The sequence below is a fragment of the Mycolicibacterium sp. CBM1 genome (assembly GCF_054073305.1).
In genome coordinates, this window is the sequence record NZ_JBSXPP010000014.1 from 140085 (window position 1) to 162581 (window position 22497).

19 protein-coding genes are annotated in these 22497 nt (G+C 66.6%); 6 read left to right on the forward strand and 13 right to left on the reverse strand.

Features of this window, described 5'->3' with window-relative positions; translation table 11 throughout:
* Positions 1-8: 8 nt before the first annotated feature.
* Positions 9-2147, forward strand: coding sequence for a DNA gyrase subunit A (locus ACXDF8_RS18880; protein ID WP_457224808.1), 2139 nt, complete (start codon positions 9-11; stop codon positions 2145-2147).
* Here ACXDF8_RS18880 and ACXDF8_RS18885 read toward each other — a convergent pair.
* Together ACXDF8_RS18885 and ACXDF8_RS18890 are read right to left on the reverse strand one after the other, a co-directional pair.
* On the reverse strand, positions 2144-3532 hold the full coding sequence (locus tag ACXDF8_RS18885; RefSeq protein ID WP_457224809.1) for an oxygenase MpaB family protein: 1389 nt from the start codon (positions 3530-3532) through the stop codon (positions 2144-2146). The two genes, ACXDF8_RS18880 and ACXDF8_RS18885, sit on opposite strands and share 4 nt — an antisense overlap.
* 92 nt (positions 3533-3624) lie before the next feature.
* Positions 3625-4809: a lycopene cyclase family protein gene (locus tag ACXDF8_RS18890; RefSeq protein WP_457224810.1), complete on the reverse strand. Its 1185-nt coding sequence runs from the start codon at positions 4807-4809 to the stop codon at positions 3625-3627.
* A 493-nt stretch (positions 4810-5302) separates the two neighbouring features.
* On the opposite strand from ACXDF8_RS18890, the gene pcaH reads away from it, so the two are divergent.
* Genes pcaH through pcaC form a run of 4 tightly spaced genes read left to right on the forward strand, consistent with a single transcriptional unit; the run spans position 5303 to position 8200 of the window.
* Positions 5303-6088: a protocatechuate 3,4-dioxygenase subunit beta gene (pcaH, locus tag ACXDF8_RS18895; RefSeq protein WP_457224811.1), complete on the forward strand. Its 786-nt coding sequence runs from the start codon at positions 5303-5305 to the stop codon at positions 6086-6088.
* Complete coding sequence (gene pcaG / locus ACXDF8_RS18900; protein WP_457224812.1) at positions 6085-6639, forward strand: protocatechuate 3,4-dioxygenase subunit alpha; 555 nt, start codon at positions 6085-6087, stop codon at positions 6637-6639. The genes pcaH and pcaG overlap by 4 nt, the downstream gene beginning before the upstream one ends.
* Before the next feature lie 2 nt (positions 6640-6641).
* Positions 6642-7838 (forward strand): lyase family protein, encoded by a 1197-nt coding sequence (locus ACXDF8_RS18905; protein ID WP_457224813.1) that lies wholly within the window; start codon positions 6642-6644, stop codon positions 7836-7838.
* Positions 7835-8200 (forward strand): 4-carboxymuconolactone decarboxylase, encoded by a 366-nt coding sequence (gene pcaC / locus ACXDF8_RS18910; protein ID WP_457224814.1) that lies wholly within the window; start codon positions 7835-7837, stop codon positions 8198-8200. The genes ACXDF8_RS18905 and pcaC overlap by 4 nt, the downstream gene beginning before the upstream one ends.
* A gap of 3 nt (positions 8201-8203) precedes the next feature.
* Here the strand turns inward: pcaC and ACXDF8_RS18915 are convergent, their stop codons facing one another.
* Genes ACXDF8_RS18915 through ACXDF8_RS18930 form a run of 4 tightly spaced genes read right to left on the reverse strand, consistent with a single transcriptional unit; the run spans position 8204 to position 11596 of the window.
* The gene (locus tag ACXDF8_RS18915) at positions 8204-8854 is read right to left on the reverse strand and encodes a CoA transferase subunit B (protein ID WP_457224815.1); all 651 of its coding nucleotides are present in this window, start codon (positions 8852-8854) and stop codon (positions 8204-8206) included.
* A complete protein-coding gene (locus tag ACXDF8_RS18920) occupies positions 8851-9639 on the reverse strand; it encodes a CoA transferase subunit A (protein ID WP_457224816.1) in 789 nt (262 codons plus the stop codon). Before ACXDF8_RS18920 ends, ACXDF8_RS18915 begins: the two co-directional genes overlap by 4 nt.
* Entirely contained in the window at positions 9636-10388 is a 753-nt protein-coding gene (pcaD, locus tag ACXDF8_RS18925; RefSeq protein WP_457224817.1) for a 3-oxoadipate enol-lactonase, read from the reverse strand. The genes ACXDF8_RS18920 and pcaD overlap by 4 nt, the downstream gene beginning before the upstream one ends.
* Positions 10385-11596, reverse strand: coding sequence for an acetyl-CoA C-acetyltransferase (locus ACXDF8_RS18930; protein WP_457224818.1), 1212 nt, complete (start codon positions 11594-11596; stop codon positions 10385-10387). The genes pcaD and ACXDF8_RS18930 overlap by 4 nt, the downstream gene beginning before the upstream one ends.
* A 76-nt stretch (positions 11597-11672) precedes the next feature.
* On the opposite strand from ACXDF8_RS18930, the gene ACXDF8_RS18935 reads away from it, so the two are divergent.
* On the forward strand, positions 11673-12554 hold the full coding sequence (locus ACXDF8_RS18935; RefSeq protein WP_457224819.1) for a LysR substrate-binding domain-containing protein: 882 nt from the start codon (positions 11673-11675) through the stop codon (positions 12552-12554).
* Here the strand turns inward: ACXDF8_RS18935 and ACXDF8_RS18940 are convergent.
* The 7 genes from ACXDF8_RS18940 to ACXDF8_RS18970 form a co-directional block, all read right to left on the reverse strand.
* Positions 12526-13686 carry an FAD-dependent monooxygenase gene (locus tag ACXDF8_RS18940; protein ID WP_457224820.1) on the reverse strand — a complete coding sequence of 387 codons (1161 nt, stop codon included), beginning with the start codon at positions 13684-13686 and terminating at the stop codon, positions 12526-12528. The genes ACXDF8_RS18935 and ACXDF8_RS18940 overlap by 29 nt on opposite strands.
* Before the next feature lie 249 nt (positions 13687-13935).
* Positions 13936-14631 carry an AraC family transcriptional regulator gene (locus ACXDF8_RS18945; RefSeq protein ID WP_457224821.1) on the reverse strand — a complete coding sequence of 232 codons (696 nt, stop codon included), beginning with the start codon at positions 14629-14631 and terminating at the stop codon, positions 13936-13938.
* An 893-nt stretch (positions 14632-15524) separates the two neighbouring features.
* The gene (locus ACXDF8_RS18950) at positions 15525-16394 is read right to left on the reverse strand and encodes an FAD binding domain-containing protein (RefSeq protein ID WP_457224822.1); all 870 of its coding nucleotides are present in this window, start codon (positions 16392-16394) and stop codon (positions 15525-15527) included.
* A complete protein-coding gene (locus ACXDF8_RS18955; RefSeq protein ID WP_457224823.1) occupies positions 16391-18673 on the reverse strand; it encodes a xanthine dehydrogenase family protein molybdopterin-binding subunit in 2283 nt (760 codons plus the stop codon). Before ACXDF8_RS18955 ends, ACXDF8_RS18950 begins: the two co-directional genes overlap by 4 nt.
* Positions 18674-18675: 2 nt before the next feature.
* On the reverse strand, positions 18676-19179 hold the full coding sequence (locus ACXDF8_RS18960) for a (2Fe-2S)-binding protein (RefSeq protein WP_457224824.1): 504 nt from the start codon (positions 19177-19179) through the stop codon (positions 18676-18678).
* Positions 19176-21350, reverse strand: coding sequence for an oxidoreductase (locus ACXDF8_RS18965; protein WP_457224825.1), 2175 nt, complete (start codon positions 21348-21350; stop codon positions 19176-19178). The genes ACXDF8_RS18960 and ACXDF8_RS18965 overlap by 4 nt, the downstream gene beginning before the upstream one ends.
* A 326-nt stretch (positions 21351-21676) precedes the next feature.
* On the reverse strand, positions 21677-22483 hold the full coding sequence (locus tag ACXDF8_RS18970; protein ID WP_457224826.1) for an IclR family transcriptional regulator: 807 nt from the start codon (positions 22481-22483) through the stop codon (positions 21677-21679).
* Positions 22484-22497 lie beyond the last annotated feature (14 nt).

Consider the following 22497-nt stretch of genomic DNA (forward strand, 5'->3'; position numbering starts at 1 on the left):
AGGACCCCGTGACCGCCACCCTGGACGTTCCCGAGCAGAACCCCGACCTGGTGCTCGACCAGAGCGCCGACGACTACTGGAACCACTACCAGCTGACGTTTGCGCTCTACAGCGTCAGCGACCGTGCGATCCCGTCGGCGTTCGACGGGCTCAAACCCGGCCAGCGGCGCCTGCTCTACCAGATGCACGACTCGAAGCTGCTGCCCGGCAACAAACCGCAGAAATCCTCGAAGGTCTGCTCGGCAGTAACCGGCAACCTGCATCCACACGGCGGCGCCTCGATGTACGGCGCGGCAGCGTTGATGGCTGCCGAATTCCAGCGCGTGAAAGTCATTGACGGACAAGGCGCTTTCCCCCGCATCCAGGGTGACATCCCCGCTGCCGATCGCTACACCGAGATGCGGCTGTCGGCACCCGGCGCGGCGCTGACCGCCGAACTCGACGACCACGCCGTGCCGATGGTGCCGACGTTCGACGGGGAGTGGACCGAACCGACCATGCTGCCGGCCCAGTGGCCGGTATTGCTGTGCAACGGCGCCGTCGGCATCGCCGAAGGTTGGGCCACCAAGGTCCCCGCGCACAATCCTCGCGAGATCATGGACGCCTGCCGGGCCTTGCTGAAAACCCCGAACATGACCGACGACCGGCTGGTGAAACTGATTCCCGGGCCGGACTGGGGCTGCGGCGCCACCGTGGTCGGCACGGCCGGGCTGCGGGAGTACATCACCACCGGCCGCGGCGCGTTCACCGTGCGCGGGACGGTGTCCGTGGACGGCAAGAACTGCATCATCACCGAGCTGCCGCCTGGGGTTGCGAGTAACACTGTGCAGGAACGCATCCGCGCCCTGGTCGAGTCCGGCGAGATGTCCGGTGTCGCGGACATGTCGGACCTCACCGATCGCCGCAACGGGCTGCGCATCGTGGTCACCGCCAAACGCGGCCACGACGCCGCACAGATCCGCGAGCAGCTGCTGGCCCTGACGCCGCTGGAGTCGACATTCGCCGCCAGCCTGGTCGCCCTCGACGAGAACCGGGTGCCCCGCTGGTGGTCGGTGCGTGAACTGATCGCAGCGTTCCTGTCGCTGCGCGATTCGGTGGTGCTGCACCGCAGCGAATACCGCCTGGAGAAGGTCACTGCACGTCGCCACCTGGTGGCCGGGTTGATGACCATCCACCTCGACATCGACGCCGCGGTGGCGGTGATCCGCGGCTCGGACACCGTGGACGAGGCCCGCCAGGGACTGCAGGAACGCTTCGCGATCGATGCCGTCCAGGCCGATTATGTTCTGGCGCTGCAGCTTCGCCGGCTCACCAAGCTCGATGTCATCGAGCTGCGTGCCGAGGCAGAGAAGCTCGACGCCGAGTTCGCCGCGCTGACCGAGCTGGTGTCCAATCCCGATGCCCGCCGCAAGGTGATCGACGAAGAGCTGGTCGAGACCGCGAAGCTGTTCAAGGGACCCGAGTTCGACCGGCGAACGGTTCTGGACGCGGAGGCCACCCCGGTCGCCGCCGGCACCGACGAGGACGGCAACCGCGAACGCAAGGTCAATGCGGCCTGGCGCCTCGACGACCGGGGGGTGTTCTCCGACAGCCACGGCGAGCTGCTCACCGCTGGTCTCGGCTGGGCGGCGTGGAGCGATGGGCGGGTGAAGTTCACCGCCGGAAACGGCCTGCCCTACAAGATCCGCGACATCCCGGTAGCGCCGGACATCACCGGTCTGGTGCGCTCGGGCGTGCTCCCTCCGGGTTACCACCTGGCGCTGGTGACGCGGCGGGGGAAGGTCCTGCGTATCGACCCGGCCGCGGTCAATCCCCAGGGCGTGGCGGGCAACGGTGTCGCCGGCGTGAAACTGGCCGCAGACGGCGATGAGGTCATCGCAGCGCTACCGGTGTCCTGCGCGAACGGCGAGGCCATCCTGTCGCTGTCGGAAAAGAGTTGGAAGGTCACCGAAGTCGCGGATATCCCGGTGAAGGGGCGCGGCGGCGCCGGGGTCGGTTTCCACCCGTTCGTCAAGGGCGAGGACGCCCTGTTGGCAGCGTCGATCTCGGCGACCGGCTACGTCCGCGGCTCGAGGAGCGTGCGCGCCGAGCCTCGGGCGAAGGCGTCGATCAAGGGCTCGGGAAGCGACGTGACACCTGCCGGTTAGCCGGTGAACCCCTGCCCCGCTGTGGACCTGTCGTGGTGGGTGTAGGTGGCCGGGATGTTCTTGCCGCGGGCGATCTTGTCCAGCATGGCAACTCGTTCGCGGGCGGCAGCTCCGCTCTTCTTCCTGCGTTCACGGGTCGGGTTATCCCACGGCAGGATGTCGGCCACCCTGGCGAGGCCCACGTTTAGTCGGGTGAGGTGCGCGAAGTAGCGGGCCCGGCGCTCCCAGTTGTAGCCCAGCGGTTCGAAGAGGGTCCCGGCGACCATCGCCTCGATCTGCTGGTAGCCGAAGACAACGCCGGCCGGGGCAAGGGCGATGCTCGCCGTGAGCTGGTTGACGTGCCGGGCCACCACCTTCCTGACCCAGCCGGGAAGCGCCTCGGTCAGGGTGGTCAGGTGGGCGGGCCCGGCGATGGCATCCACCAGTTCGGCACGCCAGGGCGACGGGTTGCCACCCCTGGCGAGGACGTAGTTCAACGACTTGATCAGCTCGATACCGGTCGGGGAATAGAGCAGTTCCGGCGCTCCCCACAACCGGCCCGAGAAGGATGAATACTCGGCGAGGTCTTCGAGTTGCTGGTGGGTGAGTTTACGCCCGAAAGCGTGGTCGACGAGGCGTCCCAGCAACATGCCGCTGCCGAAGCCGAGCAACGAGGTCACCGGGATGGGTTCGCCGAACTTCAGATAGACATCGTCGCCCCATTTCCGCCGGAGCCCGCGACTGGCCAGTGCGTGCATCAACCTCACCCGCACGACGTCCTGGAACGCCTCGGAGTGGCGATCGAAGATGTCCGGGAGAGTGAATTCTGCGAAGACCCGGGCGGTTTCGATGAAGCGGCGCGGACCGTCGTCGGCGAAGCGGCCCGTAGCCCCGGTAGCCGCGGAGATATCACCGGTCATCGCGGTCTCGTAGAACGCCCACGACCGGATGATCGTGGTGGCGGCCCACGTGGCTGACATCGCCAGCATCCTGCCGCGTTCGGCGGCGACCAGGTCGAACTGCGCGGGTAGCTGATCCAGGTGCTCGAAGAGGGCGACGAACTCTGGCGGGGGATCGCCGAGGGTGTCGATGCCCTGGGTGAGGGCCTGCTCGAACAGGGCCCGGCCCTGTTCGTGACCGAGGCGCTCGAACGCGTCGACCACGCCGAACATGTATTCGTCACGCTGCCAGAAGTAGTCGTCGCGCAGTCGGGTGAGGTCGCTGGGTTCGACCTCGTTGTCGATGTCGATCCACTCGCCGAACATGAACTCGCGCATCCGGCGCCATTGGTCGGCGAAGTGGTCTCGGCCGGGCGGGATCGGCCGCAGCGGCCGATCGGGATGGTCGCGGCGATTGAAGTCGACATCCTCGAGGAGGATCTGCGGACGCTCACCAGTCACAGTCATCAAGCGACCCAATCTAGGAATTCGCGGGCTTTACTTCGACGGTAACCCACGCGATCGCTATTTGGGAACGATGGTTTCCGGTTTCATGCGAATCAGTCCCCTGCCCCGTCATTGGTTCGCAGCGGACGCATGACGGCCGGCAGCACGAGGTGACGGCGCATCCGCCAGTTCGATTCGCGGAAGAGGCTGGCCATCGCGGCAATGGTGCCGCCGACGTCGTCGCGCGCGGTGAGATAGGCCCAGCGGTGAGCGTCCGGCAGCGAGAAGAACTTCTCGAAGAAGCCGGGGACCTCGGCCGCGGGCATTCGCAACAACGCTTCCAGGCCGATGCGCCGAACCCGGTGGATCATCTTCGCGGCAGCCGGCCACACCGTTCCCTGCGCTGCCGCAAGCGCCCGGTCCGGCTGGCCGGGCAGATGCCCGGCGAGCGCCGCGGCCACCTGGGGCGCCAGGCGAAGGGAGGCTGCCACGCTGAATCCACTCGCCGGGTGGATCAGCGGTGCTGCGGCACCGAAACCGAGCACACCGGCTCCGGAGTGCCGCGGATGGTCAACGGGAAATGAAACCTTCTCTGTGGGAGCATTTTTCGGAAGTGGGATGCCGTGGTGGGCCAGCCGCGCATGGAGTCGGCGGCGCAGGGTCGCCAGCGGCAGTCCGGGCCGCCGGGCCAGTGAGGTCTCCTCCACGAGCACCTTGCCGTCGCCCAGCGGAACCACGTAGAGGAACGTCGGCCACCCGCTTTCGCCGTGGTCGGCGCGCCAGTCCATGAACAGCGCTTCACCGGGGGCGACCAACGGAGAAACCGACTCCTCGTCGAGGATCACGCCGTAGGCCGTCTGTTCGGCCGATATCAGTTGCGGCGCAGTGGGATCCAATGGGCGCCACCGTCCCGCGGCGTCGACGACCACCGCAGCCCGCAGCGTCGACCCGTCGGCCAGCTCCACCACACCCGGCTCCGGCGATCGGACAGCACGCCCGGCATAGACGCCCACGCCGGTGAACTGATCGGCAAGGCGGGAGCGAAGAGCGTCCACGTCGAGAACGACATAGTCCCAGCCCAGGCGGTGCCCGGTCAGGGCGATCGCCCGGCCCGAGGCGCGCGCCGCGACCACGGACGGCGGGGTGTCGACCGGCAGTTCGGCGCTCCACATCCCGTAGGTCGCCACCCACGGCCGATCAGGGTTCGGGTCCAGCAAGCCGACCTTGAGGCCAAGCTGACCGCAGGCTGCCGCCAGAGCCATACCGGCGGGCCCGGCCCCAACCACCAAGACGTCCATGCCCTCCATCGTGCACCTCGCTTCTGGCAGAGCCCCGTTCGGCTGTGCTGGCGTTCGTGCCGGCCATCGCGGCGTTTCCGCTCGGCAAGCCAGGGCCAACGGCACCGGGCCGTCCTGGGCACCAGCGGCACCGCGGACACCGCCAGCGAACACGCGGCGAGGGACGTCTCCGCGGCGGTCACAGCGAGGCCGTCACGCCACACTCGCCGCAGTTGAGTGTGCATGACCTCCCGGGAGGCGATCACCCTCGGGCCAACCAGTAGCAAACCCTCCAGCACACCTACGCGGAGGGAGCTGGCGCGGCCCAAACGCGGTTAGAAGAAGGTGAAGGCCTGGCGCACAGCGCTGATCGCCGGGCGCACCGATCAAGGCCAGCAAACGCCGAGTGACGGGTACCGCAGGGGGTCGGCATGGCCGGTCATCTCACCGATCGTTCCGCTCAGCGAAAGATCATGATTCCGCGGCCGGGGCCGCGCGACTTACCGTAGCTCGCATGACAGCAATCTTCGACGCCAACCCCGACAGCGCGTCGGCGAGCCAGGCGCAAATCAACGCCGAGATGGCGGCGATCGAATCAGCGTATGTCCGCTCCGGGGTCGAGGAGACCCAGCCGCGGCTGGACTATGCGCCCTACCGCAGCAGTCTGCTGCGCCACCCCACCAAGGATCTGCAACACGCCGACCCCGAAGGCGTCGAGCTGTGGACCCCGGTGTTCGGTGACCGCGACGTTAACCGTCTCGAATCGGATCTGACGATCCAGCACTCCGGCGCACCGATCGGCGAGCGCATCGTGGTGACCGGACGCATCGTCGACGGCGACGGGCGGCCGGTGCGTCGGCAGCTCGTCGAGATCTGGCAGGCCAACGCCGCGGGCCGATACGCACACAAGCGCGATCAGCACGTCGCGCCGCTGGATCCCAACTTCACCGGGGTGGGCCGCTGCCTGACCGACGACGACGGTACCTACACGTTCACCACCATCAAGCCGGGTCCCTACCCGTGGAAGAACCACTACAACGCTTGGCGTCCCGCGCACATCCACTTCTCGCTGTTCGGAACCGAATTCACCCAGCGGATGATCACGCAGATGTACTTCCCGGGCGACCCGCTGTTCGCGATGGATCCGATCTATCAGTCGATCACCGACCAGAAAGCCCGCGAACGTCTGATCGCCACCTACGATCACGATGTCGCCAAGCACGAGTGGTGCACTGGCTACCGCTGGGACATCGTCCTGACCGGCAGCCAGCGGACCCATTTCGAGGAGGACAACCGATGAGCACCCTGCTGACCCCGACCCCGGGCCAGACTGTCGGTCCGTTCTTCGGATACGCGCTGCCCTACGTCGGCAGCTCCGAGCTCGTGCCGCCCCAATCCCCCAACGCGATCCGATTCCACGGCACCGTGACCGACGGGGACGGCAAGCCGGTGCCGGACGCGATGCTCGAAATCTGGCAGGCCGACGCCGGCGGTGCCGTGCCCCGGCAGGCGGGATCGTTGCGGCGCGATGGCTGGACCTTCACCGGCTGGGGCCGGGCGTCCACCGACGACACCGGCCACTACAGCTTCTCGACGATCGAGCCCGGCGCCACCGCACCCGGTCGGTCCGCGTTCTTCCTCGTGACCGTGTTCAGCCGCGGTCTGCTCAATCGGTTGTTCACCCGCGCCTACGTGCCGGGTCCGGCACTGGAGGACGACCCCTTGTTGTCGTCGCTGCCCTCCGAACGCCGCCGCACGCTGATCGCCGAGCGCGATGCGACGGGACTGCGCTTCGACGTGTCCCTGCAAGGTCCCGACGAGACGGTGTTCCTGCGCTACCCGGGCCACTGAGCATGACCGACCTGTTCTGGCCCGGCGAGCGGCGTGCCGGCGCGCTGATGAGCGATCAGGCCTTCTTCGATGCCCTCGTGAGCGTCGAAAATGCCTGGCTCACCGTGCTTGTCGAGCATGGAATTGCGTCCCGGGAATCGGCCTCAGACCTGACCGCACTGGTGGATGCCAACGATGCGGGTCGCGTCGCTGACGGTGCGGAGAAGGACGGCAACCCGGTCACCGGTCTGGTCGCACTGCTGCGTTCGCGCGCTGGCGGCGCGACCGCGCGGTGGTTGCACCGCGGGCTCACCAGCCAGGATGTCGTCGACACCGCGCTGATGCTGTGCCTGCGAGACACCTTGGCAACGCTGCGCGAACAGTTCGGCGCCCAGGTGCGCGTTCTGGCCACGTTGACGCGGACCCACCGCGACGACCCGATGCTCACCCGAACGCTCACCCAGCCCGCACTTCCGGGCACCGCCGGGGGGAAGTTCGCCGTCTGGCTGGGTGCGGTGCTCGATGCTGCGGACACCCTCGACGGCGTTCCCGCCCCGGCGGTACAGGCTGGCGGTGCCGCAGGCACTCTGGCAGCCACCACCGAACTGACCGGCTCCGCCGACGCGGCTCTCATGTTGTCAGCCATGCTGGCGGCGAAACTTAGTCTTGCACAGGCACTTCCGTGGCACACCTCGCGGTCGCGGCTGACCCGGACCGGTGACGCGCTAGTCACCTGCTGCGATGCCTGGGGCCACCTCGCCAACGACGTGGCCGCCGGCGCCCGCGTGGCCGAATTGAGCGAGGGCTCCGGCGGAGGATCGTCGACCATGCCGCACAAAAGCAATCCGGTGCTGACCGTGCTGCTGCGCCGCGCCGCGTTGGCCGCGCCCTCGCTCGGGGCGACACTGCACGCGGCATCGGCCGCATCGGTTGACGAGCGCTCCGACGGCGGTTGGCATGCCGAGTGGGCGGCGCTACGGACCCTGGCCCGGCACACCCTGGTGGCCGCCTCCCAGGCCACCGAGCTGTTGACCGAACTGCGCTTCGACACGGCGCGAGCGGCAGCGAATCTTGCTACCGCTGAGGGTATTCACGCCGAGCAGCACGCGATGGCGGAGCTGAGCGGACGCCAACCGCAAGGCACCTACCTCGGCGCCACCGCCCACCTCATCGACGCCGCCCTCGACCGTGCCGCCATCTACCTGAAGGAGACCTCATGAGCACCCGCGACGACGGAATGACGGTGCGCCGGGCGGTACTCGGCGACGCCCACGTCGACCGCGCAGTCGCCGGAACCACCGATTTCACCGCCGAGTTCCAGGATCTGATCACCCGCTACGCGTGGGGCGAGATCTGGACCCGGCCGGGCCTGGACCGCAAGTCCCGGTCGATGATCACACTCACCGCACTGGTGGCGCGCGGGCATCACGAAGAGCTCGCCATGCACGTGCGCGCCGCGCGACGCAACGGGCTGACCGTCGACGAAATCAAAGAAGTGCTTCTGCAATGCGCGATCTACTGCGGGGTTCCCGACGCCAACACCGCGTTCCGGATCGCCTCGGGCGTCCTCGACGAGGAATAGCCCTCAGGACGCCGTCGCCACCTGGCTGTCGTAGAGCGGTGCCCCCGTCTTGGCCGCCACGTCGTCGAATGCCACACCGGGCGCCAATTCCACGACCGTGAACCCGTCACCGGCCACGTCGAAGACACCGAGGTCGGTAATGACCCGGCTGACCACGGCCTTGCCTGTCAACGGTAGATCACATGACGAAACTAATTTGGCAGCACCGGATTTCGCGGTGTGGTCCATCAGTACGATCACCCGCCCCGCGCCGTTGACCAGATCCATCGCCCCACCCATCCCCTTGACCATCGCGCCGGGGACCATCCAGTTGGCCAGGTCGCCGTTCATGGCCACCTGCATCCCGCCCAGGACGGCGACATCGACGTGGCCGCCGCGGATCATCGCGAAGCTCGTCGCCGAGTCGAAGTAGGAGGCACCCGGCAGCACCGACACCGTCTGCTTGCCGGCGTTGACCAGATCGGGGTCGACCTCGTCCTCGTAGGGGAACGGGCCGACACCGAGGATGCCGTTCTCGGCGTGCAGCGTCACTTCCGAGCCCGCGGGCAGGTAGTCGGGGATCAGGGTGGGTAGCCCGATGCCGAGGTTGACGTAGTCACCGTCGGTGAGTTCCGCCGCGGCGCGCGCGGCCATCTCGTTTCTGGTCCAGCTCATGGCGTAACCTCCTGCGATTGCGGCCGCGGCCGGGTGGTCAGCTTCTCGATGCCCTTGCGGGTTGCCTGCTCGGGGGTGAGTTCGTGGACACGCTGTACGAAGATGCCGGGCAGATGGATGTCGTCGGGGTGCAGGTCGCCGACCGCGACGACGCGCTCGGCCTCCACCACCGTGATGCGCCCCGCCATCGCGGCCGGCGGATTGAAATTGCGGGCCGCCGCGTGGAAGACGCAATTGCCCGCCGTGTCGGCGACAGCTGCGCGCACCAGCGCGTAGTCGGTGACGATCGCCTCCTCTAGCAGCATCTGCCGGCCGTTGAAGACCCGGACCTCCTTGGGGGGCGACGCCAGCGCCACGGTGCCGTCAGTGTGGTAGCGCCAGGGCAGGCCGCCCTCGGCGACCATGGTGCCCACCCCCGTCGGGGTGAAAAAGGCGCCGATGCCGCTGCCGCCGGCGCGGAGCCGCTCGGCCAGCGTGCCCTGCGGGGTCAGTTCGACAGTCAATTCGCCGCCTAGGTACTGGCGGGCGAATTCCTTGTTCTCGCCGACGTAGGACGCGATAACTCGGATGATCCGGCGCGCCTCGAGTAGCAGTCCGAGCCCGCCACCGTCGACACCGCAGTTGTTGCTCACGACTGTCAGGTCCTCGGCGCCCTGCTCGATCAGCGCCTCGATGAGGAACCATGGAATTCCGGCCAAGCCGAAGCCGCCGACGGCCAGGCTGGCACCGTCAGGAATGTCGGCGACGGCCTCCGCCGCCGAGCCGACGACTTTGTTGCGTGTCATGGCTGCTCCAGGTGGTCGATGAGGGCCGCGGTGATCACACCGGGTTGTTGGGCGTTGGCAAGGTGGGCCGCTCCGTCGACCACCAGGAGCCGCGAATCCGGGATCGCCTCGGTGATCTCGACGAGCCGTGCGGGCGGGGTGGCCGGATCGTCGGCCCCGGCGATGGCCAGCGTCGGGGCTGTGATGAACCGAAGCTGTTGCCGCAGGTCGGCTTCGGCGATGGCCTCGCAGCAGCCGGCATACCCTTCGGCCGGGGTGGCCGACACCATCTGCTGCCAGTAGGCGCGGTCCCCGGCGTAGCCGTCGGTGAACCAGCGCGCCACGACACTCGCGGCGACCGCTGTGGTTCCCTGCGCCCGCACCGTCGCGGCACGTTCGGTCCATGCGCTGGCCGGCGGCAGCTGAGCCCCGGTGCATAGCAACCCGATCCGGTTGACCCGATCGGGATTTCGAGCGGCGAGGTGCATGACGGTCATCCCGCCCAACGACAACCCGACCAGGTGCGCCCGTGCGAGGTCGAGGCGGTCGAGCAGCGCCACGAGATCGTCGGCCAGTTCGGCGATCGAATACGGCCCCTCCGGCACCGGTGATTTACCGTGTCCGCGGGTGTCGTAGCGCACGACCGTGAAATGCTTTTCCAGCTCCGCGACCTGGGCGTCCCACATCCGATGGCTGGATCCCAGCGAGTTGGACAGCACCACCGCGGGCCCGGTGCCAGTGACCACCGCGTGCACCTCGACGGCGCTCATCGGACGGTCTCGAAGACCGCGGCCAGCCCCTGGCCGCCACCGATGCACATGGTTTCGAGGACGTAGCGGGCATCGCGGCGGCGCGCCTCGTGGGCGGCGGTGGCCAGGATGCGTGCACCGGTCGCGCCGATCGGGTGGCCCAGCGAGATGCCGGATCCGTTGGGGTTGACCCGGTCGTCGAGGGGATCGACTTTCCATTCGGCCAGGACGGCCAGCACCTGTGCGGCGAACGCCTCGTTGAGTTCGATCAAGTCGATCTCGTCGAGCGTCAGACCCGCGCGCTCCAGCGCCGCGGCGGTGGCACTCACCGGGCCGATGCCCATCACCTCAGGCTCACACCCGGTGACCGCCCACGAGCGCAGCCTCAGAAGTGGTGTCAGAGAGTGCCTCTCGGCTTCGCTTCCCGTGGTGACCACGCACATGGCGGCGCCGTCGTTCTGCCCGGAAGCGTTGCCGGCGGTGACGGTGGCCTCGGGGTCGAGCTTGGCGCGGATGGGCCGCAGCGCGGCCAGCGTCTCGACGTCGATGTCAGCGCGGGGGTGCTCGTCGCGGTCGACGACGACGTCGGGCTTGCCCCGTCGTCCCGGCACGGTGACGGGCACGAGTTCGTCGGCGAAGTGGCCACCGTCGTGGGCGGCAACCGCCCTGTGATGGCTGCGGACCGCGAGCTCGTCCTGTTCTCTGCGGCTGATGCCGTAACCACGGCGCAGGTTCTCGGCGGTTTCGATCATGCCACCCGCGATGGGATGTGTGATGCCGCCAGCCGTTTCACGGGCACGGTCCAGCCGGTCCAGCAGTGCGACGCCGCCTTGGCGCACACCGGTGCGCAGGCCGAGGGCGTAGTGCTCGACGTTGGACATCGACTCCGCACCGCCCGCGACGACGACGCGCGCAGCGCCGGTGGCCACCTGCCCCGCGGCGTACAACACCGCCTGCAGGCCCGAGCCGCAGCGGCGGTCGATCTGCAGGCCGGGCACCGCCGTGCCCAGGCCAGCGTCCAGTGCGGCGATGCGGCCGATGGCGGGAGCCTCGCCGTTGGCGTACCCGTTGCCCAGGATGACATCGTCGATGTCGCCTTCGCCGAGACCGGTCCGCGCGACCAGCTCCCGCAGGACCGCGGTGGCCAGGTCAGCGGTGCTGAGCGGAGCCAGCACACCGCCCATCCGCGCGACCGGGGTCCGCAGGGGACTGCAAATCACGACGTCCATACCGCCACGCTATGACGGCCACTCAGTAGATAGAAGGACCCAAATTCGGGACATTGATAGGGCTAGAGTCTCAATCATGGAGCTGCGTCACCTGCGTTACTTCCGGGCCGTCGCCGAGGAATCGCACTTCGGGCGCGCCGCGGAACGGCTTCACATCGCGCAGCCGCCGCTGTCGCAGCAGATCCGCCAGCTCGAACGCGAACTGGGTGTCGACCTGTTCACCCGGACCACCCGATCGGTGGAATTGACACCGGCCGGCCGCGCGTACCTACAGCGCGTGATCACAATCCTCGGCGAGGTGGACGAGGCCGGCGAGCAGGCCCGCCGGATTCGCAGCGGCTTGGAAGGACGGCTGACCATCGGATGCGTTGGCTCGGCGACGTATTCGCTACTGCCCCGGCTGGTGCGAACACTGCGCGAGACATTGCCCGGCATCGAAGTCAGCGTCCGCGGCGAGATGCTCGCGCCGGCCCAGCTGGCTGCCCTACAGACCGGCGCGATCGACCTGGGGCTACTACGGCCGCCGGTCGGCCAACCCGGCATCGACACCGAGACGATCCGCCGTGACCGCTTGCTCGCGGCGCTGCCAGCAGGCCACCGATTGGCGGCGCAAAACGAGCTGTCGGTGGGCGACCTGCGGGACGAGGACTTCATCGCGCACGCCGGCAGCGGTCGGTCGGTCATGAGCAGCATCGTGGCTGCCGCGTGCGCCGACGCCGGGTTCGTGCCGACGGTGCGCCACGAGGTCACCGAAACGTCCACGCTGGTCACGCTCGTCGCGGCGGGCCTCGGCGTGGCGATCGTGCCCGCGCCTACCGCTGCCCTGGACATCGCGGGCGTTAGTTACCGCCCGTTGACACCGGCCGCGTTAGGCGTCGACCTGCTCGCCGCGGCGGCCTCGGCACCCGCGAATCCGTTGATCAGCAAAGTCATTGCGGTCCTGCGACGCCTGGCCTGAATCGCCTCTGCACGGCCTGGCTCGCCAGGAGCCGCTGCGCCAGGTGTGTGAGGTGGATTCCCCACCGGCTTGTCGGATGCATCAAACGAACGCGACGTGGAGTCAACTGCCTCTGCGCCGCTTCGACGTACGGGCGGACAAGCCGTTCATAGGCGGCGAACGCGCGGGAGTAATCTGCACTCCGTTTGATCTCTCCGGCAAGGACATACGCGCCCACCATGGCCAAGGCCGTGCCCTTCCCGGTGAACGGCGTCGGGCAACAGGCGGCATCACCCAGCAGAACGAGCCGTCCCTGCGACCACGTCGATGCCTGCACCTGACTCATCGGGCCGAAGTAGAAATCGGTGACTGCGTCCAAATCCGCCCTGATGCGATCGGCCATCGCACCGCGGCCGGCAAGGGCTTGACCTAGCAACACCTTTCTCGCTGCGGGGGTGTCCGGATCCATTCCTTCGTCTCGTCTGAGAAAGGTGACGAGGACCGTTGTCTGTGTCTCACTACCCGGCCGCAGCGTCATGAACGTTCCGCCAACGCCGTTCACCGTTAAGGCCCCCTGATCATCGCCATCGCGTCGGGGAATCTTGAAGAAAGCCATGTACGCGCCCAGATAGCGGAAGCGGGTTTGCGCGGCCATCACGATGTCTCTGGTGGACGAACTCATGCCTTCAGCACAGATGACCAGCTCGAAATCCTCGGTCTCACCATTGTCAAAGGTGACTGCTATGGCGTCTTCCTTCTCGGCCAGCCCGGTGACGAACCTCCCGAAGCGGTATTCACAGTCGTCTTTCGTGGACTCGAAGAGGACCTGAGCAAAGTCGCCCCGCAAGATCTCGAAATCGTTTGTGAGCGTTCCCAGCGCGCCCTTCGGGAGGACGGCGATCACGTTGTCAGCCGCATCAAGGTACTTCTGGCCGCACTCTCGGGTGTTCTTGGCTTCGATCCTGTCCGAGAGCGCCATCATCTCGATGACGAGTTGACCCGCCCCCTTGATGTCGACATTCTGACCACCGTCCCTGAGCGCCTTTGCCTTTTCGACGATAACGGTCGAGTAGCCGTATTTGTGCAGCCAGTAGGCACAGGTGGGACCGGCGACGCCGCTGCCGCAAATCAGGATTCTCTTCGTTGTGTCCACGGTTGTTTCCCTGCCTCTCAACCCGTTCCGGCTCTCGATCACGACCGGGCGGCGAAGATCCAGTCCGCTGCCCTTGGCCTCGCTTTACTGTCACGTCCGCTGGCCGTGCCGACCACCGGTAAGCAGCCGGCCTATACCGGAAGGTCGCCAATTCGGCGGAGGGATTCGAGCCGAGGTGCACGCTACTGACTGGCGCGAAGACCGGCTTGATAGCGACCTGGGGTCTGACCGACGACGGCGGTGAACGCCTCAATGAAACTGGTCGGGTTGGGACCACCCGCACACGATCGCTGTGTCGGTGACGGACAGGCCGTCGGTGAGATGGATCAAGGCGTGGTGGATGCGCAAGACCGTACGCCAGCGGTGAAAGCTCATTCCCAGCTCGGCACGGAACAGCCGGCTCAGGGTGCGCGCGCTCGCGCCCGCGGTCCGGCCCAGATCGGTCAGGGTTGTGCTCTGGGCGGGGTCGGCACGCACCAGATCCGTGACGACGCGCAGTCGGTCATCGCGTGGTTCAGGCAGGTGCAGGGACTGATCTTGGGCTTCGACAAGCTCGTCGATCACCACCGCGCGTAACCGTTCGTAGGCGCCCGTGCTCGCGTCGTTCCGTTCGGTCAACGCCAGCAGGGCCTCTCGCAGTAGGGGATTCACCGCAAAGACGCTGGGCTGCGCGACGAGGACGCCGCACAGGCCCGCCGGGATGACGACCAGCCGGACATCGGTGCGGCCATAGAAGCGATGCGAGTGCTCGAACCCCGGCGGCGTCCACGTCACCCGGTTGGCAGGCGCGACCCAGGTGCCACACGCGGTCGTGGTGGACAAGAGACCGGAGGCCGCATACACCAACTGACCGTCGCCGTGTGAGTGGATGTCGATGTGGAAGCCGTGAGCGAGCCAGCCTGAGCCGTGCAATATCCCCTGAGGAAAGGGCGGAGGCGTTGTCACGGTTGCAGTTTCCGGCATCAGCCGTCACAGTACCGGCGGAGTCCAGCTATTCAGTGGGTACTCGTCAGTGCCGACCGGCCGATATTTGCGACCCGAGTGACCGTGCACCCTCGGAGGCATCTAATCCGGCCAAGCCGTCGGGCACAGCGCGGACGCAGTCCTCGGCTACCACGGTTTCCGGACCTACGCGTTGGAGACATCCACCGGGGATTGATTCACGCTACCGTGCGCACGCAGTTCAACCGCACCTTCGGTGAGGAAGAGGGCAATACCCGCACCGCGTCAATGCAAATATGTTGCCACGACCATTGGTCGGGCTGCAGCGGCGCATTAGCCACTGCCCGTGCCCCGCCTTGCCCGTCCGCCGCTCGGAAGCTGTGGTCGCTCGACTGACGACTCGGAAGTTGTGGTCGCTCGACTGACGATGGGTGAACCAGAAAGTATGGCGCGAGCTCGCGCGCGGTACTCGCGCTCGCGGAGTTCGGCATAGCGCGTATCGACGAGGAGGTCGCGCACCCTGGCGCAGAATTCGAGGGGATCGATCCCGAACCGCGTATACACCTCCTCGGGTGGCACTCCGCCGAAAGGCGCCCACGTCATCGCCCAACGCAACATGCTTCTCTCATACCAGTCCACGGTCACAAGCCCCTTGATTGCCGCCAATGGAATTCAGTCGATGCACGCGCCTGCACCGGCGGCGACGGCGCCTCGCGGTATCCGGCTCCCGAAGCGTTCGCGACGTCCGGGGAGCGCCATGCTGGCGGTATTGCGAGCCTTCTCTACGAGACCGGGGCTTGCAGCGTTGACGCTGATCCCATGCCCCGCCAGCTCCAAAGCCACTCCTCGCGGCACCATCTCAAGAAAATCCGAAGCGGCATCGATCGCCACACCGGTCACAGCGTCTCCCGCGCCGCTTCCCTGACCGCCCGTCCGGTGGCACGCGCCAGCGCTCCCCGCACCAGTGGGGTGATCAGCTTTCTTCTGTACCAGGCACTTCCGCGGGCATCATCGATTGGACTTATCTGCTGCTGGATCAGTTCGTCCAACGCGTCGACGCGACCGCCACAGTCTTCGAGCGGCCTACCGGTCAGAATCTCGGCTATCCCTTCCACCAATATCGGCCGAGGACCCGCACCGACGACGGACAGCCGGGCGCCACTGATGACGTCACCATCGAGGTCCACGCTGACAGCCACACCCACTGTCGCAAGGTCCATCGCGTTGCGAACGGTGGATCGAACGTAGGCTGACACCGCGGGACGGGCCGGCACGGCAATGGTCGTCAGGACTTCGTCGGGCCTGCATTCCGTGTATCCAGGGCCCAGAAAGAACTCACTGCTGGGTACCGACCGCGCACCGGTCTTGGACGCAAGCACGAAAGATGCTCCACAGCAGAGCAATCCACCTAGGGTGTCACCGGACGGCGAAGCGCGGCATACGTTACCGCCGATGGTCGCCCGGGCGCGGGTCTGCGTCGACCCCACCAGCGACGAGCCATCTGCGATGGCGCCGGCGTAAGCGGGTTCGATGACAGCCGCATCCGCGAGTCGGACACCCGCACCGATGGACAGCCCTGCTGCGACATCGTCAACCCGACGAAGATCCGGCACCGCAGTGAGGTCCAACGCACGGGTTGCGGTGATCACGCCAGCGGCGTACAGGGGTACGAAATCTGTACCCCCGGCCACGACGACGGTGTCCGGACTTGCCAGCTGGTCCAGCAACTCCGAGAACCTTGTCGAACGGACGATTTCGGTGATCATCGCGCCTCCGTTCGCGGCATTGTGGACGGAGCCAGCCCCTCGATCAACCGCAAGATGTTCTCCGGCGTCATCGAGGTCGACTGGGGCTGCATCCCCAGGGCATCGCGTACCGCTGCACCGACCGCTGCTGCCCCGGGGATCGCCGGTGCCTCGCCGATTCCCTTGGCGCCCAGCACGCCCTCAGCGCTGGGGTGATTAGTCACGAACACCACCTCCACGGTGTCAGGACCGTCAGCCATCGTTGGCAAGCGATAGTCATGCAGGTTGGGATTGCGCACGCAGCCGGCCGCATCGGTCAGGATGGCCTCGCTAAGGGCGTAGCCCAGCCCTTGAGCGATTCCCCCCTCGATCTGACCCCGCGCCCCGTGCGGATTCAGAACGGGTCCGCTGTCGTGAATGGCTGCGTAGCGCAGGATCTCGATCGCCCCCGTGGCTTCGTCGATGTCCAACTCGACCGCATGACAGTGGAAGGTGGGCTCGTTGAATGCGCCCACCCATCCTTCGACGCTATCGGTGGCGTACTCGACCGGCGACGGCTGAAAGCGCCCCGTGGCGGCGACCGGCCCACCGGCCAGCATCGCGGCGCCGACGACGTCACCGAGCTGCGTCGCCGACGCCGGGTCACTCTTGCGGCGAACGACTCCGTCGGCGAGTTCGAGGTCGTCGTAGGGAATCCCGGTGTCCTTGGAATGCTGTGAGAACAGCGTCCGTCGCACTTCGTCGAGCGCGTTGTTCAGTGCGGTCCCTACTCCGTACAGGGTGCGACTGCCTTGGGACCCGTGATCGAACAGACCGCGTTCGGTGTCACCGGCTGCGAGGTGCACTTCATCAGCAGTGATCCCGAGTCCGTCGGCAGCAAGGGCGGGCAGCATGTCCGACACCGCGCCGGTCCCGATCTCGGTGGCGCCGGTGGCCACGGTGGCCGAGCCATCTTCGTGTACCGAGAGCGTGACCGCCGAACCGACCGGCGATATCGTCCAAATCGCCGCGCTCAGCCCGAATCCGCGTCGGCGACCCGGCTTGGCCGGAGCCGGGTCGGCCCGCCATTGCTCGAGTCGCTTGCGGCCTTCGGCGAGCACATCCGTGATGGCGGGGTGACGCATCACCTGGGCGGTTGGTCCCAGATCGCCCGTCCTGAGCGCGCAACGCTCACGCAGTTCGAGAGCATCGATGCCGAGCGTCTCGGCGATGTCCTGCATGTGCGCATCGACCGCATAGCACATCTGCGGCCCCGAAGGACCACGGAACGAACCTGTCGGCACGGTGTTGGTGTAGACCGCCCCGGCAACGATATCCACGGCGTCAACCCGGTACGGGCCACACGCCTGGAGTGCGGCTACCGACCCGATGGGCGGAGTGTCGTAATTGTAGGCGCCGGAATCCAGCAGGATCTTGGCCTTCCTGGCCAGGATCTCACCGTTCGCGCTTACTGCGGATGTCAGCTCCACCCACGAATTCTCCCGTGGCGCAGGGGAACTGAACTCCTCCTCGCGGCTGCACAGCATCGACACGGGGCGGCCGGTGGCGATGGCCAGTGCGGACGCGTAGGCGGCCATTCCCAGGTGCAGCTTGCCACCGAAGCCGCCGCCCAGGGTGGGCACTCGCACGTGCACGCGCGTCAGCGGGAGGCCGAACAGCCGGCCCAAGCCGGCCCTCACCTCGAAGGGCGCCTGTGAACTGGTGATGACCGTCAGCTCACCATCGGCATACTCCGCGATGCTGGCTCTCGGCTCGATATAGCTCTGGTGCACCCGATGTCCCTCAGTGACGGTCGTGACGACGACATCGGCCGCGGCGAAGGCCGCCTCCACATCGCCCCGCCGAATGTGTGACGACTGCGTGTAGTTGGGTTCTCCTCGATGCACCTGCCGGCTCCCAGGATCGGCTGCGGCGCGCAGGTCGATCACGGGCTCGAGCACCTCGTACTCGACCGAAACCAGCGTCGCGGCCGCGCGCGCCTGGGCAGGAGTCTCGGCGGCGACGAGGGCAACCGGTTCGCCGACGTAACGCACTTCTCCCGAAGCGAGCAGGGGCTCATCCGGCGCGAAGTGGCCCAGGCGGATGCCTGGTGCGCTGTCCGCCGTCATCACATGGACGACGCCCGGGGCCGCCAACGCCTTGGTGACGTCGATGGCCGTGATCGTCGCAGCCGCGTACGGTGAGCGCACCGCTGCGGCGTGCACTGCGTGACGCGGCACGAGATCGTTTGTGTACCTGGCTCGTCCAGCGGTCTTGGAGTCGACGTCACGGCGTGCGAACTCGGAGCCGACGCGAGTCATCGCTACTCCCCCGAACCCGACGAGGCGGCGCTGGCCTCACAAACAGCGTCCACGATCGGCCAGTAGCCCGTACACCGACAGATGTTGCCCGCCATGGCTTTGCGCACGTCGTCACGCGCCAGCGGGCCCGCGGCGCGTTGCACCAGAGCGCAGGCCGAGACGACGACGCCGGGCGTGCATATGCCGCACTGCGCACCACCACGTATCGCCATCGCGCGGCGAACCTCGGCACCGACTGGTGTCTCAGCCACGCCCTCGACGGTGGTGACCGCACGACCTTCGCACTGTCTGGTGAAGATCAAACAGGAACACACCGCGTCCTCGTCGAGCAACACAGTGCACGCCCCGCAGTCCCCCGAGCCACACCCGACCTTTGTCCCCGTGAGACCGAGATCGAATCGCAGGGTGTCGGCGAGCAACGCGTCCGGCGCCGTCTGTACCTCCACCGGCTCACCGTTGACGAAGAAGGTGGTGCGTTGTCCGGCGTCCGCAGTGCGATCGGTCATGCGGTCGCACCTCGTCCGGCGGGCCGATTGAGCACATTGGCGTACGTCTGATCCGTGGAACCGATCAGGCGGCGCTCCCGAATGTAGGGCAACGGTGTTGCCGGATCGTCGGTGTCGATCTCACGAGCCAGCCGGGCCCCGTCGAAGACTGCGTCAGCGAGCAACATCCGCGGCGACACACAGTCGCCGATCTGGTAGATCGCCGAGATCGCCTCAGCGCCAGCCGCCTCGTGGATGTCGCGCAGGTCTTTAAAGTAGCCCGCATTCGGCACGCGTTGCGTGCAGACCACCAGCGCATCGGCGGACCAGCTGACCCTGTTCTCCGAGACGATGTGACTCTCCCCGTGGGCAAACTTGCCGTCGAAGGAGTTGACGATGTGATTGGTGACGATGTTGACCCCGATGCGCTCCAGCATGGGTCGCATGTGCACATTCTCACCAGTGAAGTCCATATAGGGCGCCGGCGCACCAAAGTGCGTCACCAGAGTCACCTGATGCCCGTCACGTTGGAGTTTTTCGGCGATGCTTGCACCCATGAAGTAGCCCTCGGTATCGAACACCACCACATCTTTGCCCGGTACCGGCTTGCCGTCGCGCAGCAACTGTTCGGGCGTGAAAACAGTCGGCAGGCTGGGACGGACGCCCTCGACCGGCTTGTGGGTTTGGCCGTTGATGCCGGTGCCCGCCCAGCGGGCACCGGTCGCGACTATGACGATATCTGCGCCGTAGTTATACGCCTCCGCGGGCGTCAACACGGTGTTGGTGATCACCTCGACATTCCGCAATTTGTTCAGCTGCACCTTACGCCAATCGGTGACGCGGCCCCAGGCGCTCATACCTGGTAGACGGTGAATCCAGTTCAGGTGGCCGCCGATTTCCGGCGCGCTGTCCACGAGGTGGACGTTAGCCACACCTCGCTTACCGAGAACCACCGCACATTCCATGCCCGCGGGGCCGGCACCCACGATCAAGACATTGGCTTCTTTGGTCTTTGCCGCTACCGGCGGGATGACTTCGGGGTTCCAGCCGCGACGGTATTCCTCGCCGGCGGTGGAGTTCTGGGTGCAGATCAGATGCCAGCGCGCGTTGACCCGAGACACACATACGTTGCAGCCGATGCATTCCCTAATATCCTCGAGGTTGCCTTCCTCTATCTTCTTCGGAATGAAGGGATCGGCGATCGACGGCCGCGCCGCGCCGATGACATCCTGTTGACCGCTGCGGATGACGTCGACCATCATGTCCGGACTGGTGAAGCGGCCGACGCCGATGACCGGCTTCTTGGTGTAGGGCTTGATCTTTGCCACGTACTTACCTTGCGCGTTTTCCGGGTAGAAACGCGACGGACCAGCGTCCTTGATCCATAGCTCGGCATTCTCGCCGCCGACCTGGACGTCCCAGAAGTCAACGAGGTGATCGGCCAACTCGACAAATCCGACTCCTTCCTCGTCAACCCGGATGCCGCCGTCATGGCCGTGTAATGAGTCGATACAGAAGCGCGCGGCGATCACTACCTTCTCGTCGACGGCTTCCCGGACCTGCTCGAGGGTCTCCATCCAGAACCGCGCGCGGTTCTCCAGCGTTCCCCCGTACTCGTCGCTGCGATCGTTGTGAATACGCATGAGGAACTGAACGGGAAGCGTCGCCGACTCGCCACCCCAGATGTTGAGGATGTCAAACCCCGCCGCGACCGAACGCTTAGCCGCTGCCACGTACAGCTGCTGAACCTCACGGATATCGCGCTTGTCCATCTTGATGACCGAGCCAAGCCATCCCGCCTCCTCGAGACGGTCACTGACGTGCCGGCCCGGCATTCGGCTGTCAAAGGCAGTCAGGAAGGCGCCGCCCGCATGCAGCTGTATCCCGGCCAAGGCACCGTTGTCATGCGCCTTCTCCACCAGCAGCGACCAGTTGCGAACATCGTCGGTGTCCCAGATCCGCGAGGGGCTCATCTGGCCGGCCCAGTCGTACTCCGGTGCGATGGTAGTGGCCTCGGTATTGACCACGGCCCAACCACCCTCAGCCTTCATCGCACGGTGGCTTGCGTTCCCTCCAGGGAACACATCGCCGAAGCCGGTGCAGTGGGGCGCCTGGTAGAAGCGGTTCTTCATCGTGCGTGGGCCGATCTTCACCGGCTCGAAGAGAATGTCGTAGCGGGAGGGGCGAGACATCGAACTCCTATTCGCTCTTCAGTGCCACCGGTCTGTGGGCTATGGGTCCGGCAACCCTCGGCGGATATGCGCGAGAGGGAATCTGGCAACAGGGCCATTTCGGGTCTGCTCGCATTGCAAACTCCTGCTCGAATAGTGCTCGCTGCAGCAGGCGGTGTCAAGTCGATCACCTGCGCTGGCGACGCGCCAGCGCACCGAACAGGCGCGGAGACAGCCGACCGTGTGGCACGGAGTGGGACGGGCGCGGGGTGAATGCTCGGGCGCTCAAAAATGCCCGCAGCACACCGCGCTTCAGTGCGGCTGCGGTCAACCCCAGACAGAACGGCTCAGGCGAAACGGTCCATCTGCCGAGCACGCTTACCGATGTCTTCGGCAGCGCTGAGTAATTGGGGCGCCAGCCGCGTCTTGAGCTCCGCTGCCTTCACCGGTCGAGCGATGGACAGGTTCACCGCAGCAACCGGCCGTCCGTCGGAACCCAGAATAGGTGCCGCGATGCCGCGGACGCCCACGGCGATCTCCTGATCGTTGAACGCGTATCCGACCTTGCGAATCCTGGCAAGCTCGTCGTAAAGCACGGCGGCGTCGGTGACGGTGAAATCGGTGAGTTTCTCGAATTTGCTTGCTGCGACGACGGCGTCGACAGCCTCGTCGGCCATAAACGCCAGCATCGACCGCCCCAACGACGACGACACCATCGGAAGCCTGCTGCCTACCACCAGTCGTAAAGCCAACAGGTCGTCGTTGAGCAGCCGAGCCATGTAGACCACCTCCGCGCCGTCCGGCATCGCGAAGTTCACCGTCTCGCCGGTGTCGTGTCTGAGGGCTTGCAGGCGCGGCATCGCCACATCGACGAGCTCGCGGCTGCTCAGCGCCGCCTGCGCCAAGGACAGCACTTTAAGCCCCGGCCGGAAGGTGCTCTGCCGGATCTCCTCCAAATAGCCGAGGCTCTTCAGGGTCTGGCAGAACCGATAGGCGGTGCCCCGATTCAATCCGGTCATGCTGGCGATCTCATTGGTGGTGAGGACAGACCGGCGCTCTTCGAACACCTCGAGCACCGACAGCGCTCTCGCCACCGACTGGATGCCGCCGCTGTCGTTACCGATTTTCGTGCTGGTGTTCGTATCGCGAGCCACGGCGGAAGCATATG

Excerpts from the sequence above, each read along its gene's own strand:
- ACXDF8_RS18885 (WP_457224809.1), bottom strand. The coding sequence starts at position 3,532 with ATGACTGTGACTGGTGAGCGTCCGCAGATCCTCCTCGAGGATGTCGAC.
- ACXDF8_RS18890 (WP_457224810.1), bottom strand. The coding sequence starts at position 4,809 with ATGGACGTCTTGGTGGTTGGGGCCGGGCCCGCCGGTATGGCTCTGGCG.
- pcaH (WP_457224811.1), top strand. The coding sequence starts at position 5,303 with ATGACAGCAATCTTCGACGCCAACCCCGACAGCGCGTCGGCGAGCCAG.
- pcaG (WP_457224812.1), top strand. The coding sequence starts at position 6,085 with ATGAGCACCCTGCTGACCCCGACCCCGGGCCAGACTGTCGGTCCGTTC.
- ACXDF8_RS18905 (WP_457224813.1), top strand. The coding sequence starts at position 6,642 with ATGACCGACCTGTTCTGGCCCGGCGAGCGGCGTGCCGGCGCGCTGATG.
- pcaC (WP_457224814.1), top strand. The coding sequence starts at position 7,835 with ATGAGCACCCGCGACGACGGAATGACGGTGCGCCGGGCGGTACTCGGC.
- ACXDF8_RS18915 (WP_457224815.1), bottom strand. The coding sequence starts at position 8,854 with ATGAGCTGGACCAGAAACGAGATGGCCGCGCGCGCCGCGGCGGAACTC.
- ACXDF8_RS18920 (WP_457224816.1), bottom strand. The coding sequence starts at position 9,639 with ATGACACGCAACAAAGTCGTCGGCTCGGCGGCGGAGGCCGTCGCCGAC.
- pcaD (WP_457224817.1), bottom strand. The coding sequence starts at position 10,388 with ATGAGCGCCGTCGAGGTGCACGCGGTGGTCACTGGCACCGGGCCCGCG.
- ACXDF8_RS18930 (WP_457224818.1), bottom strand. The coding sequence starts at position 11,596 with ATGGACGTCGTGATTTGCAGTCCCCTGCGGACCCCGGTCGCGCGGATG.
- ACXDF8_RS18935 (WP_457224819.1), top strand. The coding sequence starts at position 11,673 with ATGGAGCTGCGTCACCTGCGTTACTTCCGGGCCGTCGCCGAGGAATCG.
- ACXDF8_RS18950 (WP_457224822.1), bottom strand. The coding sequence starts at position 16,394 with ATGATCACCGAAATCGTCCGTTCGACAAGGTTCTCGGAGTTGCTGGAC.
- ACXDF8_RS18955 (WP_457224823.1), bottom strand. The coding sequence starts at position 18,673 with ATGACTCGCGTCGGCTCCGAGTTCGCACGCCGTGACGTCGACTCCAAG.
- ACXDF8_RS18960 (WP_457224824.1), bottom strand. The coding sequence starts at position 19,179 with ATGACCGATCGCACTGCGGACGCCGGACAACGCACCACCTTCTTCGTC.
- ACXDF8_RS18965 (WP_457224825.1), bottom strand. The coding sequence starts at position 21,350 with ATGTCTCGCCCCTCCCGCTACGACATTCTCTTCGAGCCGGTGAAGATC.